Origin of the sequence: Pseudomonas sp. PAMC 26793, assembly GCF_000313235.1 — a bacterium.
Classification (GTDB): domain Bacteria; phylum Pseudomonadota; class Gammaproteobacteria; order Pseudomonadales; family Pseudomonadaceae; genus Aquipseudomonas; species Aquipseudomonas yamanorum.
In genome coordinates, this window is sequence record NZ_AMXG01000036.1 from 124,071 (window position 1) to 139,297 (window position 15,227).

A 15,227-nucleotide genomic window follows, 5' to 3' on the forward strand; every position below is an offset into this window, starting at 1 on the left:
TTCCCCGGGTGGCGATCTTCGCCACCCGAAGCTCCCATTCTTACGACCCCGTGCCACCCACGGTGATCGCATCAATTTTCAAAGTTGGCTGGCCGACACCCACCGGCACCGACTGACCATCCTTCCCGCACGTCCCCACACCGCTGTCCAGCGACAGGTCGTTACCGACCATCGATACCTTGCTCATGGCTTCCGGGCCGTTGCCAATCAACGTTGCACCCTTGACCGGCGCGGTGATCTTGCCGTCTTCGATCAAATACGCCTCGCTGGTGGAGAACACGAACTTGCCGCTGGTGATGTCCACCTGCCCACCACCCAGGTTGGCGCAGTAGATACCGCGTTTCACCGAGGCGATGATTTCGGCCGGGTCGCTTTCGCCACCGAGCATGTAGGTGTTGGTCATGCGCGGCATCGGCAGGTGCGCGTAGGACTCGCGACGACCGTTACCGGTGCGAGCCACGCCCATCAGGCGGGCATTGAGCTTGTCTTGCATGTAGCCCTTGAGCACGCCGTTTTCGATCAGCGTGGTGCACTCGGTCGGGGTGCCTTCGTCATCGACGCTCAATGAGCCGCGACGCCCAGCCAGGGTGCCGTCATCGACGATGGTGCAGAGCTTGGACGCAACCATCTCGCCCATGCGCCCGCTGTAGGCCGAACTGCCCTTGCGGTTGAAGTCACCTTCCAGGCCGTGGCCCACGGCTTCATGCAGCAGCACGCCGGACCAGCCGGACCCCAGCACCACCGGCAACGTGCCGGCTGGTGCTGGAATCGCTTCCAGGTTAACCAGGGCCTGGCGCAGCGCTTCACGGGCATAGCCCATGGCGCGGTCTTCGGTGAGGAAATAACGGTAATCGGTACGCCCGCCGCCGCCATGGCCACCGCGCTCGCGGCGGCCGTTCTGTTCAACGATCACGCTGACATTGAAACGCACCAGTGGCCGCACATCCGCCGCCAGGCCGCCATCGGTGGAGGCCACGAGGATGCGTTCCCACACACCGGCCATGCTCACGGTGACTTGCTGGATACGCGGGTCCAGCGCACGGGTGGCCGCGTCAACACGCTTGAGCAGCTCGACCTTTTCAGCACGGCTGATCACTTCCAGCGGGTTATCCGGGGCATACAACTGGGCCACGTCCTGGGTGCTGAACGCCTGCACCGTGCCGTTTTGACCGGCACGGGAGATCGAACGCGCCGCGCGAGCCGCCAGGCCCAGGGCTTCAAGGGTGATGGCATTGCTGTAGGCAAAGCCGGTTTTTTCACCGGACTGCGCACGCACGCCCACACCTTGGTCGAGGTTGAAACTGCCTTCCTTGACGATCCCGTCTTCCAGGGCCCAGGACTCGGAAATCTGCCCCTGGAAATACAGGTCGGCGGCGTCGATGCCTGGCCCGGCCAGATCGCCGAGGACCGTTTGCAAGCTTTCGATGGTCACGCCACCGGGCGCCAGGAGGTGTTCACTGACTGAGGACAACAACTCGCTCATAGGTTTGGCCTTAAATTCATCGTTCTGAAGCAGGTAGCTGCGCGCCCTGCGAGAAAAAGCGCCGGTGGCCCGCCACCGGCATGCGCGTCCGTATCGACGCCTGTTCGCTGCTATCGCGCTCGGCCAACAACACCGCTTCGCCTTGATCCTGTTGTGCCAGCACGCGTCCCCATGGGTCGATGATCGCCGCATGCCCGAAGGTTTCCCGGGGCCCCGGATGCACGCCACCCTGGGCGGCCGCCAGCAGGTAGCACTGGGTCTCGATGGCCCGGGCACGAATCAGCACATCCCAGTGCGCGGCCCCCGTCACCGCCGTAAAGGCGGAGGGTGCGGTAATCAGTTCAGCACCCGCCGCGCGCAATTCGCTGTACAGCTCCGGAAAACGCAAGTCGTAACACACTGTCAGCCCCAGGCGGCCGACCGGCGTATCCGCCACCACCACCTGGCTACCATGAGCATAGTCATCGGATTCACGATAACGACCCCGGGCATCAGCCACGTCGACATCGAACAGGTGCAGCTTGTCGTAGCGGGCAACGACTTCGCCCTGATCATCGATCAGCAACGAGCAGGCGTTGGACTTGGCGTTTGGTTGGTCCTTTGGAGGCAACGGCAAAGTGCCGGCCACTATCCATAAGGTGAGGTCGCGGGCGGTCTGTTTCAACCATGGCAGGATCGGACCCTCGCCCAAGGCCTCGGCGCGACCGATATCGGCCACATCGCGACGGCCCATGGCGGCGAAGTTTTCCGGGAGTACCGCAAGCCTTGCACCACCCGCCGCCGCTTGCTCCAGCAGGCGCCGAGCCTGGGCCAGGTTGGCCAGCACATCGCTTTGGCTGACCATTTGGATTACCGCAAAGGACATGGGCCTACACTCCAGAAAAGGCATGAGGCCATGCTACTCCACAGGTACTCAGTTTGGCTTTTCAAATGGCTTGTCGAAGGTGATTTTCGGGTCCTTCCACGGGCCTTCTACCTTGTACTGCACGCTGGCGAAACGCGAAACACGGTCGCCAATCAGCTTGTCGATCAGGAACAGCGCACCGCCAATGGCCGGCGCGCCGACGATCAGCGCGGCAATCGGCAGGTTGTTGGTGACCGGCAGCGTCACCAGCAGCTTGGCATCGACACGATCAGCGACCAGGTCCAGGGTGCCGTTGATCTCCAGGTTGCTCGACGGGCCGGTCATGGTGATCGGCTCACGGGTCACAAACACACCATTACTGGCCGCCAGCAAGCCCTTGACCCGGTCATAGCTCAAGCCTTTGCCGAGCAAGTCCGAGAAGTCCAGGCGCAGCCGGCGACCGATGGAGTTGAAGTTCAGCAAGCCAAATACCCGAAGCGCCTGGGCGCCACCTTCCACTTCAACAAACTGGCCTTTGCGGAAGCTTGCGTCCAGGCTGCCGGAGAAGCGCTTTGGACCGACCCAGGCTGGCGAGCCCGGCCAGCGGCCATCCACGTCCACATGAAACTCTTCACTGGTCACGCTAGGCGCAAACCCCCAGCCCTTGAGCACGTCCCCGATGTTCTTGCCGTCCAGGCGACCCTTGTACCAACTGCTGCTGGCGCCGGGAGCGCCCTCCCAACCGCCGGCGCCCTGGAGCAGCATGCCCTTGAGCCCCAGGTTGAGGCTGTTGAACGCCATGCCCTTGGCCGTCGGCCGCACTTTCAACGACCATGCACCTATCAGGTCAGGGCCCTGGAACAACTGGGCAATCGCGATATCCAGCGCAGGAATATCCTTGGGATTAACGTCAGCCAGCGGGTCCGGCGCATTTTCATCTGCCTGCACCGTCGGATCCACAGCAGGCAACTTCACGTACTGCAGGTTGACCGCAATCGGCGCGCCCTTGGCATCCGGCAACCCCACGGTACCCTTGGCCTGCTGGCTGTCGAACTGCAAGCCCCAGGCGGCGGGTTTGCGATCCAGTTGCAGGTTGACCTGATCGAACTGGGTGCCGAAGCCCGTCAGCTTTCCAATCTTGAAGTCCGCCCCGCTCAACAGCTGCTTGGCACTGCCTCCCGGATCGTTGCCGGCGTAGCGGTCCACGAGTTTTTTCCAGGGATCGATATCCAGCTCCGACAACACACCGCGGATACGCAAGCCCTTGCCGGCCGGCAACACCGCATCGCCATCCCCCAGGAATAGCTCGCCACGGCCATCGGCAAAACTGTCGGCCGGGGCGGCGAAGGTGAAGCTGCCCAACTCGCCATAATCGAACCAGTAACGGCGCTCCTTACCCTGCAAGGTCATGCGGAACACGCTGTCACGGCCCTGGCTCGCTGGCATGCCGAACGGCGCCGGCAGGTCCACGGCCACACCCTTGAGGTTGGAACTGACCATCAACTGGCTGTCGGCGCCGTCGAGGTTGAGCTGCAATTGGTAGGGGATATCGCCGGACACCGGCAACGGCTGGCTGACCTTCAGCCAGTCAGTCAACCGCTTGACGGTCACCTGCCCTTTCGCGGTGACGCGAGTGTTGAGGTTGCCTGGCTTGCCATCGGCGAAAATCTGCGCGGTGATCGGCCGGTCGAAGGCCTGTGCGCTGATGTTCTGGCCACTCAGGCCCTTGGCGCTGTCGAAGCGGAAATCACCCTTGAGCTGGCTCAGGTCCAGCGCAGGATCGGCCAGTTGCAGGCGCGCCTTGTCGGTCTTGAAGTCCACCACAATCTTGGGATCGGCGTCCTTGGCCAGGGGAATATCCAGGTCCAGCTTGCCTTGCAGGTCACCCTCGCCTTTCCAGCCGGCGAAGGTCGAAGCGGTACCGATCGGCGCGTCCTGAAGGATTTTCAGCCCATCGCCCAGGCCGCCAGCAAAGTTGCCGGTGAGCAGCAGGTGACTGTCCTTGCCTTCGGGCGCATGGGGAATGTTGACGTAGATGTCATTGACCTTGGTGTCGAGCAACTGGCCCTTGCTGGCCAGGATGCGCACGCCGCTCTCCTCGACAAACACTTCACCCTTGACCTTGCTGACGTGCGGCCAGCCCGGCTGAAAGGCCAGCTCGGCATCATGCACCTTGAAGAACAGGCTGATATTGCGTGACGCGGGCAGCGCATCGTGATTCAGCGAGCCCTGGTACTGGAAGAAACCTTCGTCCACCGCGCCCTTGAGAATTGCGGTGCGCAGCCACTCATCGAGTGCCGGGCTCAACACGGCCGGGAGGTATTTGGGGGTAAAGCGGCCATCGCCATCGACCATACCGACCCGCAGGTCCATATAGTCTTCCTGACTATGGTCGAAATGCAGGCGAATCAGGAAGTCGGCGGCGACCTTGCCCTCCTCGCCCAGCACCTTGATATACGGCGCGATCAGGGTGAAGCCTTCCTTGTCCAGCTTCCACGTCAGGCGGGCGTTGGCCTGGATGTACTGCCAGGGCTTGGCGAAGATCGGAAACAGGTGCAAGGAGAAATCCTTGCTGTCCATGCGCAACTCGCCCTTGCCCAGGTCACCGCTGATGCTGCCGCTGACATTGCGGGCGGCCGGCGCGCCGAAGTAGGCATCAAAGCCGATGCGGTCGAGGTTGGCCGCAAAGCTCACGCGCTGGTCGGTGGTGTCTTGAGGACGGTAATCCAGCAGCACGTTACGCAGCGTGCCGGTGGCCTTCAGATGATCCAGGGTCGTGGCCACGGCTTCCGGCAAGGGCGCCAAGGCGTGCAGCAATGGCGTGATCGGCGTCAAGTCCAGGCGATCGGCCTGCAGGTTCCAGACTTCCTGGGCCTTGTCGGTCGCCAGGGTTTGCTGCAGTTGCAGGCGCGATTCCCAGCGGGTGTCGCCGAGGTTCATCGCCAACGAGTCAAACAGCACCTTAAGGCCGTTATTACTGCGTTGCAGGTAGGCGGTGAGGGCCAGGTTCTCGATGTGTGTCGGCTTGCGATCGGCATAGCTGCCTTTGAGTTGCGGGGCGTTGAGGCGTACGGCAGCACTTTGCACAGTACCCTTGGCCCAGGTCAGCCAGAATTCGCCGCCGGCCTTGAATTCGGTGAGTTTCCATTGCTGGAGCAGTTTCGCCGGGATCCATTTTGCCCAGTCACTCTGGGGCAAGCTCAGGTAAGCCTGGGCTTCGCCGTCTTTCCAATGGCTGGCGCGGATCCGGGTGCTCAGGTTCAACGCCAGGGGCTGGCCGTCGGGCAGGGTCAAGCGCGCGTCCAGGCGCTGGTGGTTGGCCCCGGTCTGCAGGCTCACGCCGACATAGGTCAAGGTCAGTGGCGCCTGGTCGAATGGCTGCAGGGTCACCTGGCTGTCGAGCAATGAAACCTGCCCGACCATTTGCATGCGCGTCAGCAGTTGTTCGGGATCCAGCGGCTGGTCGTCCTGCACCGGCAGGCCTTGCAGCGCCCAATGGCCATCCTGGTCTTCCTTCACGCTGACCTGCAGGCCGCTGACTTCCAGGTGGGCAATGCGCACTTCGCGCGCCAGCAGGCTGGCCCAGATGTCCGGCACCACTTGTACCTGGTCCAGGCGCAGGGCATTGGTGCCCTCGCCGACCATCACGTCGTGGGCCATCAATACCGGGGCGAAGCCGCTCCAGCGCCCTTCCAGGCTGCCGATGCTCAGGGGCATATCCAGCGCCGTGCGAGCCTTGGCTTCGATTTCGCCACGGTATTCCGCCACCAGCGGCGTCAATTCACGGCCAAGGCTCACGTACACCGCTGCCAATACCAGCAGCAAGGCGCACAGGCCGAGGCCCCAGCGGGTCAATGCGGCAAAAAAGCGTATCAGACGCTCCATGTCAGGCGACCCTCAAAGGCAATAGTCGGACGGCAGATCAAGGTCTGCCCGTCTCGTTGATAAGAGCTAACGCGAATCAGAGCAGCACCACGTCATATTGTTCCTGGGAATACATGGTTTCGACCTGGAAGCGAATCGTGCGCCCGATAAAACCCTCCAGCTCGGCCACGTTGCCGGACTCTTCATCCAGCAACCGGTCGACCACCTTCTGGTTAGCCAGGACTCTATAGCCCTCGGCCTGGTAGGCGCGCGCCTCCCGTAGGATTTCACGGAAAATCTCGTAGCAAACCGTTTCCGGAGTTTTCAACTTGCCGCGCCCCTGGCAACTGCTGCACGGCTCGCACAGCACTTGCTCCAGGCTTTCACGGGTGCGCTTGCGGGTCATCTGCACCAGGCCCAACTCGGTAATGCCGATGATGTTGGTCTTGGCGTGATCGCGCTCCAGCTGCTTCTCCAGGGTACGCAACACCTGGCGCTGGTGCTCTTCGTCTTCCATGTCGATGAAGTCGATGATGATGATCCCGCCCAGATTGCGCAGGCGCAGCTGGCGAGCAATCGCGGTGGCCGCTTCGAGGTTGGTCTTGAAGATGGTTTCTTCGAGGTTGCGATGGCCCACAAAGGCGCCGGTGTTGACGTCGATGGTGCTCATGGCTTCCGCCGGGTCTACCACCAGGTAGCCGCCGGACTTAAGTGGCACTTTGCGCTCAAGGGCTTTCTGGATTTCGTCTTCGACGCCATACAGGTCGAAAATCGGCCGCTCCCCCGGGTAGTGCTCGAGGCGGTCGGCGATTTCCGGCATCAGTTCGGCAACAAATTGCGTGGTGCGCTGAAAGGTTTCCCGCGAGTCGATGCGAATTTTCTCGATCTTCGGGCTGACCAGATCGCGCAAGGTGCGCAGGGCCAGGCCGAGGTCTTCGTAGATCACGCTGGGCGCACCGATGGTCTTGATCTGCGCGCCGATCTGGTCCCAGAGGCGACGCAGGTAGCGGATGTCCATGAGGATTTCATCGGCACCCGCGCCCTCAGCGGCGGTACGCAGGATAAAGCCACCGGCCTCCTTGATGCCCTCCAGCGCCACGCAATCGCTGACCACCTTTTTCAGGCGCTCGCGCTCGGCTTCATCTTCGATTTTCAGGGAAATGCCAACGTGGGCGGTGCGCGGCATGTACACCAGGTAGCGCGAAGGGATCGACAGTTGCGTGGTCAGCCGCGCACCTTTGGAGCCAATCGGGTCCTTGGTGACTTGCACCACCAGGCTCTGCCCTTCGTGCACCAGGGCGCTGATGCTTTCGACCGCCGGGCCTTCACGCAGGGAGATTTCCGAAGCATGGATAAACGCAGCGCGGTCCAGGCCGATGTCGACGAACGCCGCCTGCATCCCCGGCAACACGCGCACGACCTTGCCTTTATAGATATTGCCAACGATCCCGCGCTTTTGGGTGCGCTCGACGTGCACTTCTTGCAGAACACCGTTCTCTACCACCGCCACGCGCGATTCCATCGGCGTGATATTGATCAGAATCTCTTCACTCATGGCTGGGTCTCGTTCAGGCGTTTTCACAATAGTGACCGATCGCTTAAGGCTTGGCGCTGGGATACGGCGTTTAGCGCACGGTAAGGTTTTGCCAACAGGGTATGCCGAATTGAGCCAGCAGTTCTGCGGTTTCGCAGACAGGCAGGCCTACGACGGCGGAGTAGCTGCCATTGAGTCCGGCGACAAACACCGCCGCCAAGCCTTGAATAGCATAGCCGCCCGCTTTGTCCTGGGGCTCGCCGCTGTGCCAATAAGTGGTGGCTTCATCCGCTGAAATCTTGCGAAACCGCACGCGGCTGCTGACCAGCCGCGTTTCGCAACGCTGGCCGTCAATCAGGGCGATGGCAGTCAAAACTTCATGTTCACGATCAGAAAGGGCCAGCAACATGGCCAGGGCATCGACTTGGTCCAAGGGCTTGCCGAGGATTTGGCCGTCGAGGATGACCGCCGTATCGGCGCCAAGCACGCAGGCGCCGGTTGCATCGGCCAGGGCCGCGCGACCGGCCGCAGCCTTGCCGCGCGCCAGGCGTTCTACGTAGGAAGCGGGCGATTCATTTGTAAGGGGAGTTTCATCAATGGCGGCGCTGACGACGGTGAACGGCACGCCGATCTGTGTCAGCAGTTCACGCCGCCTCGGGGAGCCCGAGGCCAGATAAAGCGAATTCATGCAGACTCTCCCTGTAGGGTTCGATAACCAGGCAGAGCCTCGCGATCCATTCAATTGATTTTATAGCGACGACGCAACCCACGCAGGCCAAAACTGACCCAAGGCCACAACAGCGCGCTGACCAGCGCCGGCAACACCAGCGCGAGGGTCGGTTGGCGGTTGCCGGTCAAGGCACTGAGCCACAGCTGTACCAACTGCGCCAGGCCGAAGATCACCAGGATCACCAGGCACTGTTGCCACATGGGGAACATGCGCAGACGCTGCTGCAACGACAGCACCAGGAAGGTGATCAGGGTCAGGATCAGCGCGTTCTGGCCGAGCAAGGTGCCGTAGAGCACATCCTCCATCAGCCCAAGGCACATGGCCGTGACCATCCCGACCTTGTGCGGCAGCGCCAGGGCCCAGAACGCCAGCAACAAGGCGAGCCACAACGGACGCAGGATTTCCATGAATTGCGGCAGCGGCGAAACGCTGAGCAGCAAGCCGATGGCAAAGGTCAGCCAGACAATCCAGCCGTTACGCGAATGAGTACCAGCCATTATTCTTCCCTCTGCCGAGTGGTTGCCGGGGCCGCAGCCGGTGGCTTGGTGGCGGCAGGCGGTTTGGCAGCGGCAGGTGTTGCAGCCGCAGGCTTGGCCGGACGTGCGCTATGGGCCACAGGCTTGACCGGCGTCGCGACCGGCGCGGCTGGCGTTGCCGGAACCGCTGCCGGTGCAGCGGGTGCGGCCGGCTTTGGCACGGTCGCAGGAATGATCGGCGCCGTGCCGTTTTGCTTGTCTTCCGCTTCCTGGGCCTGGGCGGCTTCGTTGGCGCGCTCTTCCGGGGTGCGGTTGTCGCTGAACACCAGCAGCAGGTAACGGCTGCGGTTCAACGCAGCGGTCGGCACCGCACGTACGATAGCGAATGGCTGGCCGGAGTCGTGGATCACTTCCTTGACCGTCGCAACCGGGTAACCCGCCGGGAAACGCTGCCCCAGGCCGGAGCTGACCAGCAGGTCGCCTTCCTTGATATCGGCAGTGTCTGCGACGTGACGCAACTCCAGACGTTCCGGGTTACCGGTACCGCTGGCAATCGCCCGCAGGCCGTTGCGGTTAACTTGCACCGGAATGCTATGGGTGGTGTCGGTCAGCAACAGCACACGGGAGGTATAAGGCATCAACTCCACCACCTGGCCCATCAAGCCACGGGCATCGAGCACCGGCTGGCCAAGGACCACGCCGTCGCGCTCACCCTTGTTGATGATGATGCGATGGGTGAAGGGGTTCGGGTCCATGCCGATCAACTCGGCCACTTCGACCTTCTCGTTGACCAGCGCGGAGGAATTGAGCAACTCGCGCAGCCGAACGTTCTGCTCGGTGAGGGCCGCCAGCTTTTGCATGCGCCCCTGCAGCAGCAGGTTTTCGGTCTTGAGTTTTTCGTTCTCGGCCACCAGTTCGGTACGGCTGCCAAACTGGCTGGCCACACCCTGATAGAGACGTTGCGGCAGGTCGGTGATCCAGTACGTCTGCATCAGGACCAGCGACATCTGGCTACGCACTGGCTTGAGCAGTGTGAAGCGGGCATCGACCACCATCAGCGCAACCGATAGCACGACCAGCACCAACAGGCGCACGCCCAATGAGGGGCCTTTGGAAAAAAGCGGTTTAATAAGCCGCTCCTCCCAGGCAAATGTTTTCTTTATTCATACGGCATCAAACCGGCCTGGATGCAGATTGAAGAAGATAAACGCCAACAGGCAGCACTGCAAAGTGCTGCCTGTGAGCGAAACATGGGCAAACCAGCAAACGCTTATTCGCTGGAGAGCAGGTCCATGGTGTGTTTATCCATCATTTCCAGTGCACGGCCACCGCCACGGGCGACGCAGGTCAGCGGGTCTTCAGCGACGATCACTGGCAGACCGGTTTCCTGGGCCAGCAACTTGTCGAGGTCGCGCAGCAAGGCGCCACCACCGGTCAGTACCAGGCCACGCTCGGCGATATCGGAAGCCAATTCCGGAGGCGATTGCTCCAGGGCGCTCTTCACAGCCTGAACGATGGTGGCCAGGGACTCTTGCAGAGCTTCCAGCACTTCATTGGAGTTCAGGGTGAAGGCACGTGGAACGCCTTCGGCCAGGTTGCGACCGCGAACATCAACTTCGCGAACTTCGCCGCCCGGGTAAGCGGTACCGATTTCCTGCTTGATGCGCTCGGCGGTGGATTCGCCGATCAGGCTGCCGTAGTTGCGACGCACGTAGGTGATGATCGCTTCGTCGAAGCGGTCGCCGCCAACCCGTACGGATTCGGCATACACCACACCATTGAGGGAAATCAGGGCGATTTCAGTGGTACCACCACCGATATCCACCACCATCGAACCGCGCGCTTCTTCAACCGGCAGGCCGGCACCGATCGCAGCAGCCATTGGCTCTTCGATCAGGAACACTTCACGGGCACCGGCGCCAAGGGCCGATTCACGGATGGCACGACGCTCCACCTGGGTGGACTTGCACGGAACGCAGATCAGCACACGAGGGCTGGGCTGCAGAAAGCTGTTTTCGTGAACCTTGTTGATAAAGTACTGCAGCATCTTTTCGCAGACGCTGAAGTCGGCAATCACGCCATCCTTCATCGGACGAATGGCAGCGATGTTGCCCGGTGTTCGGCCAAGCATACGCTTGGCCTCGGTGCCAACGGCAACGACACTTTTCTGATTACCATGGGTCCGAATAGCCACAACCGATGGCTCATTCAGGACGATACCGCGCTCGCGCACGTAAATAAGGGTGTTGGCAGTGCCCAGGTCGATGGAAAGATCGCTGGAAAACATGCCACGCAGTTTCTTGAACATGGGAAAGGGACCCTAGGCAACGCGTGGGTAAAAAAGTGCGGCAAACTCTAACAACGACAGGGATTTTGGGCAAGGCGCCAATGTGCTAAATTGGCCGACTTTCTGTGCACCAACCCCCACAATCGCGGCCATATGACCGTAGAAATGCGGTAGTGTTCCTACAATCTAACACACGGATAGCTTCCGTTCTGTTTTCCACTGGAGAATCCCATGGCGCTTGAACGCTCCGACGTGGAAAAAATCGCTCATTTGGCCTGTCTTGGCCTCAATGAAGCCGATCTTCCACAGACCACCGCAGCCCTGAACAGCATTCTCGGGCTGGTCGACCAAATGCAAGCCGTGAATACCGACGGCATCGAGCCCCTGGCTCACCCGCTGGAAGCCAGCCAGCGCCTGCGCGCCGACGTCGTGACCGAGCGCAATAATCGCGAGGCCTACCAGTCCATCGCGCCAGCGGTCGAAAACGGCCTGTACCTGGTTCCGAAAGTCATCGACTAAAGGGAAAGAGCCTGCAATGCATCAATTGACTCTGGCCGAGATCGCCCGCGGTCTCGCCGACAAAAAGTTTTCTTCCGAAGAGCTGACCAAGACCCTGCTGGCGCGTATCGCCGAGCTGAACCCCAAGGTCAACAGCTTCATCAGCATCACCGAAGAACTGGCCCTGAGCCAGGCCAAGGCCGCCGACGTACGTCGCGCCAACGGTGAGAACGGCGCCCTGTTGGGTGCGCCGATCGCCCACAAAGACCTGTTCTGCACCCAGGGCATTCGCACCAGCTGCGGCTCGAAGATGCTCGACAACTTCAAGGCGCCGTACGATGCCACCGTGGTCGCCAAGCTGGCTGCTGCCGGGGCTGTGACCCTGGGCAAGACCAACATGGACGAATTCGCCATGGGCTCGGCCAACGAGTCGAGCCACTACGGCGCGGTGAAAAACCCGTGGAACCTTGAGCACGTACCAGGCGGTTCGTCCGGAGGTTCGGCTGCAGCGGTTGCCGCTCGTCTGTTACCTGCCGCCACGGCCACCGACACCGGCGGTTCGATCCGCCAACCGGCCGCGTTCACCAACCTCACCGGTTTGAAACCGACCTACGGTCGCGTTTCCCGCTGGGGCATGATTGCCTACGCTTCCAGCCTCGACCAGGGCGGCCCTCTGGCTCGCACCGCTGAAGACTGCGCAATTTTGTTACAAGGCATGGCAGGCTTCGATACGCAGGACTCCACCAGCATCGATGAACCTGTGCCGGACTACAGCGCCAGTCTGAACACCTCGATCAAAGGCCTGCGCATCGGCGTGCCGAAAGAGTATTTCAGCGCCGGCCTCGACCCGCGTATCGCCGAACTGGTGCACAACAGCATCAAGGCGCTGGAAAAGCTCGGTGCCGTGATCAAGGAAATCAGCCTGCCGAACAACCAGCACGCGATTCCTGCCTACTACGTGATCGCCCCGGCAGAAGCGTCCTCCAACCTGTCGCGGTTCGACGGCGTGCGTTTCGGCTACCGCTGCGAAAACCCGAAAGACCTCACCGACCTTTATAAGCGCTCCCGTGGCGAAGGTTTCGGCGCGGAAGTACAACGCCGGATCATGGTCGGTGCCTACGCCCTGTCGGCCGGCTACTACGACGCGTACTACCTCAAGGCGCAAAAGATCCGTCGCCTGATCAAGAACGACTTCATGGCAGCCTTTAATGAAGTCGACGTGATCCTCGGCCCAACCACGCCGAACCCGGCCTGGAAGATCGGCGCCAAGACCGGCGACCCGATCGCCGAGTACCTGGAAGACCTGTACACCATCACCGCCAACCTCGCCGGTCTGCCGGGCTTGTCCATGCCTGCAGGTTTCGTCGACGGTTTGCCGGTGGGCGTGCAACTGCTCGCCCCGTATTTCCAGGAAGGCCGCCTGCTCAATGTGGCGCACCAGTACCAGTTGAACACTGACTGGCACACTCGCACCCCTACCGGCTTCTGAGGAGAACACTATGCAATGGGAAGTCGTGATCGGGCTGGAGATTCATACCCAGCTCGCCACCCAATCGAAGATTTTCTCCGGTAGCGCCACCACGTTCGGCTCCGAGCCCAACACCCAGGCCAGCCTGGTAGACCTGGGCATGCCCGGCGTGCTGCCGGTGCTGAACCAGGAAGCGGTGCGCATGGCGGTGATGTTCGGCCTCGCCATCGATGCCGAGATCGGCCAACACAACGTGTTTGCCCGCAAGAACTACTTCTACCCGGACCTGCCCAAGGGCTACCAGATCAGCCAGATGGAATTGCCGATCGTTGGCAAGGGCTACCTGGACATCCCGCTGGAAGACGGCACCATCAAACGTGTCGGCGTGACCCGTGCGCACCTGGAAGAAGATGCCGGCAAGAGCCTGCATGAAGAGTTCAACGGCGCCACCGGCATCGACCTGAACCGTGCCGGCACCCCGCTGCTGGAAATCGTTTCCGAGCCAGACATGCGCAGTGCCAAGGAAGCCGTGGCCTACGTCAAGACGATCCACGCGTTGGTGCGTTACCTCGGGATCTGCGACGGCAACATGGCCGAAGGCTCCCTGCGTTGCGACTGCAACGTGTCGGTGCGACCGAAAGGCCAGGTCGAGTACGGCACCCGCTGCGAGATCAAGAACGTCAACTCGTTCCGTTTCATCGAGAAAGCGATCAACACCGAAGTGCGTCGCCAGATCGAACTGATCGAAGACGGCGGCAAGGTGATCCAGCAGACCCGCCTGTACGACCCGAACAAAGACGAAACCCGCGCCATGCGCAGCAAGGAGGAAGCCAACGACTACCGTTACTTCCCCGATCCAGACCTGTTGCCGGTGGTCATCGAGGACTCGTTCCTGGCTGACGTGCGCGCCACGCTGCCGGAACTGCCACCGCAGAAACGCGAGCGCTTCCAGGAGCAGTTCGGTCTTTCGGTGTACGACGCAAGCGTGCTGGCGTCGAGCCGCGAGCAAGCCAACTACTTCGAAAAAGTCGTGAGCATTGCTGGCGACGCCAAACTGGCGGCCAACTGGGTGATGGTTGAGCTGGGCAGCCTGTTGAACAAACAGGGCCTGGAAATCGACGAAGCACCGGTATCGGCCGAGCAACTGGGCGGCATGTTGCTGCGGATCAAGGACAACACCATCTCCGGCAAAATCGCCAAGACCGTGTTTGAAGCCATGGCCGCAGGCGAAGGCAATGCTGACGAGATCATCGAGAAGCGTGGCCTGAAGCAAGTCACCGACAGCGGCGCGATTTCGGCGGTGCTCGATGAGATGCTGGCAGCCAACGCCGAGCAGGTTGAACAATACCGTGCGGCGGATGAAGCCAAGCGCGGCAAGATGTTCGGCTTCTTTGTCGGCCAGGCGATGAAAGCCTCCAAAGGCAAGGCCAACCCGCAACAGGTCAACGAACTGCTGAAAAGCAAACTCGAAGGCTAAACGCGGTGAAATGGTCGGAGCAGGACCTCACGTCCAACTCTGACCCCTTGTGGGAGCGGGCTTGTGTGGGAGCGGGCTTGCTCGCGAAAGCGGTGGATCAGTCAGCCTATTCGTTGCCTGACACACTGTATTCGCGAGCAAGCCCGCTCCCACCCAAGCCCGCTCCCACATTTGTAATGGGGAAACCTTGAAAATGAAGCGTCTACTCGGCCTGTTGGCCCTGTTCTCTCTGCTCGCCGGCTGCGCCAGCGGCCTCATCGACCCCAACGGCTACGACGAAACCGGATCCGCCTCCTACTACGGCGCCAAACACCACGGCAACCGCACTGCCAGCGGTGAACCGTTCAACCAGAATGCCCTGACCGCCGCCCATCGTCGCCTGCCCTTTGGCACGCAAGTGAAGGTCACCAACCTCGGCAACAACAAAAGCGTCGTTGTCCGCATCAACGATCGCGGCCCGCACACCCGCGGGCGCCTGATCGACCTTTCACGCAAAGCCGCCGAACAGCTGGGTATGATAGGCAGCGGCACCGCGCGTGTTCGCGTGCAAGCCCTCAGCAACTGAC

General features: G+C 61.5%; 12 protein-coding genes. 4 read left to right on the forward strand and 8 right to left on the reverse strand.

Annotation, left to right across the window (positions count from 1 at the left end; translation table 11 throughout):
* Positions 1 to 40: 40 nt before the first annotated feature.
* The 8 genes from tldD to mreB form a co-directional block, all read right to left on the reverse strand.
* The gene (gene tldD / locus D109_RS0115685) at positions 41 to 1,483 is read right to left on the reverse strand and encodes a metalloprotease TldD (protein WP_010170608.1); all 1,443 of its coding nucleotides are present in this window, start codon (positions 1,481 to 1,483) and stop codon (positions 41 to 43) included.
* 16 nt (positions 1,484 to 1,499) lie between these two features.
* Complete coding sequence (locus tag D109_RS0115690) at positions 1,500 to 2,348, reverse strand: carbon-nitrogen hydrolase family protein (protein WP_017477736.1); 849 nt, start codon at positions 2,346 to 2,348, stop codon at positions 1,500 to 1,502.
* 48 nt (positions 2,349 to 2,396) lie between these two features.
* Complete coding sequence (locus tag D109_RS0115695; RefSeq protein WP_017477737.1) at positions 2,397 to 6,212, reverse strand: YhdP family protein; 3,816 nt, start codon at positions 6,210 to 6,212, stop codon at positions 2,397 to 2,399.
* A gap of 76 nt (positions 6,213 to 6,288) precedes the next feature.
* Positions 6,289 to 7,746: a ribonuclease G gene (rng, locus tag D109_RS0115700; protein WP_003216085.1), complete on the reverse strand. Its 1,458-nt coding sequence runs from the start codon at positions 7,744 to 7,746 to the stop codon at positions 6,289 to 6,291.
* Between the two features lie 70 nt (positions 7,747 to 7,816).
* Positions 7,817 to 8,413, reverse strand: coding sequence for a nucleoside triphosphate pyrophosphatase (locus tag D109_RS0115705; protein WP_017477738.1), 597 nt, complete (start codon positions 8,411 to 8,413; stop codon positions 7,817 to 7,819).
* Positions 8,414 to 8,463: 50 nt separating this feature from the next.
* On the reverse strand, positions 8,464 to 8,952 hold the full coding sequence (mreD, locus tag D109_RS0115710) for a rod shape-determining protein MreD (RefSeq protein ID WP_003216081.1): 489 nt from the start codon (positions 8,950 to 8,952) through the stop codon (positions 8,464 to 8,466).
* Complete coding sequence (gene mreC / locus D109_RS0115715) at positions 8,952 to 10,061, reverse strand: rod shape-determining protein MreC (RefSeq protein WP_081585352.1); 1,110 nt, start codon at positions 10,059 to 10,061, stop codon at positions 8,952 to 8,954. The genes mreD and mreC overlap by 1 nt, the downstream gene beginning before the upstream one ends.
* A gap of 140 nt (positions 10,062 to 10,201) precedes the next feature.
* Complete coding sequence (gene mreB / locus D109_RS0115720) at positions 10,202 to 11,239, reverse strand: rod shape-determining protein MreB (RefSeq protein WP_002555108.1); 1,038 nt, start codon at positions 11,237 to 11,239, stop codon at positions 10,202 to 10,204.
* 210 nt (positions 11,240 to 11,449) lie between these two features.
* On the opposite strand from mreB, the gene gatC reads away from it, so the two are divergent.
* From gatC to D109_RS0115740, 4 genes are all read left to right on the forward strand, one after another.
* Complete coding sequence (gene gatC, locus D109_RS0115725) at positions 11,450 to 11,737, forward strand: Asp-tRNA(Asn)/Glu-tRNA(Gln) amidotransferase subunit GatC (protein ID WP_003216077.1); 288 nt, start codon at positions 11,450 to 11,452, stop codon at positions 11,735 to 11,737.
* A 16-nt stretch (positions 11,738 to 11,753) separates the two neighbouring features.
* Positions 11,754 to 13,205, forward strand: a complete 1,452-nt coding sequence (gene gatA / locus D109_RS0115730) for an Asp-tRNA(Asn)/Glu-tRNA(Gln) amidotransferase subunit GatA (protein ID WP_017477740.1) — start codon at positions 11,754 to 11,756, stop codon at positions 13,203 to 13,205.
* Positions 13,206 to 13,215: 10 nt separating this feature from the next.
* Entirely contained in the window at positions 13,216 to 14,661 is a 1,446-nt protein-coding gene (gene gatB / locus D109_RS0115735) for an Asp-tRNA(Asn)/Glu-tRNA(Gln) amidotransferase subunit GatB (protein ID WP_017477741.1), read from the forward strand.
* 193 nt (positions 14,662 to 14,854) lie between these two features.
* The gene (locus D109_RS0115740) at positions 14,855 to 15,226 is read left to right on the forward strand and encodes a septal ring lytic transglycosylase RlpA family protein (RefSeq protein WP_017477742.1); all 372 of its coding nucleotides are present in this window, start codon (positions 14,855 to 14,857) and stop codon (positions 15,224 to 15,226) included.
* The last annotated feature ends 1 nt before the right edge of the window (position 15,227 follow it).

What these genes read in the sequence shown, in the direction of transcription:
- D109_RS0115705 (WP_017477738.1), bottom strand. Translation starts at nt 8,413, where the DNA reads ATGAATTCGCTTTATCTGGCCTCGGGCTCCCCGAGGCGGCGTGAACTG.
- gatC (WP_003216077.1), top strand. Translation starts at nt 11,450, where the DNA reads ATGGCGCTTGAACGCTCCGACGTGGAAAAAATCGCTCATTTGGCCTGT.
- mreB (WP_002555108.1), bottom strand. Translation starts at nt 11,239, where the DNA reads ATGTTCAAGAAACTGCGTGGCATGTTTTCCAGCGATCTTTCCATCGAC.
- gatB (WP_017477741.1), top strand. Translation starts at nt 13,216, where the DNA reads ATGCAATGGGAAGTCGTGATCGGGCTGGAGATTCATACCCAGCTCGCC.
- D109_RS0115695 (WP_017477737.1), bottom strand. Translation starts at nt 6,212, where the DNA reads ATGGAGCGTCTGATACGCTTTTTTGCCGCATTGACCCGCTGGGGCCTC.
- D109_RS0115740 (WP_017477742.1), top strand. Translation starts at nt 14,855, where the DNA reads ATGAAGCGTCTACTCGGCCTGTTGGCCCTGTTCTCTCTGCTCGCCGGC.
- gatA (WP_017477740.1), top strand. Translation starts at nt 11,754, where the DNA reads ATGCATCAATTGACTCTGGCCGAGATCGCCCGCGGTCTCGCCGACAAA.
- rng (WP_003216085.1), bottom strand. Translation starts at nt 7,746, where the DNA reads ATGAGTGAAGAGATTCTGATCAATATCACGCCGATGGAATCGCGCGTG.
- mreD (WP_003216081.1), bottom strand. Translation starts at nt 8,952, where the DNA reads ATGGCTGGTACTCATTCGCGTAACGGCTGGATTGTCTGGCTGACCTTT.
- D109_RS0115690 (WP_017477736.1), bottom strand. Translation starts at nt 2,348, where the DNA reads ATGTCCTTTGCGGTAATCCAAATGGTCAGCCAAAGCGATGTGCTGGCC.
- tldD (WP_010170608.1), bottom strand. Translation starts at nt 1,483, where the DNA reads ATGAGCGAGTTGTTGTCCTCAGTCAGTGAACACCTCCTGGCGCCCGGT.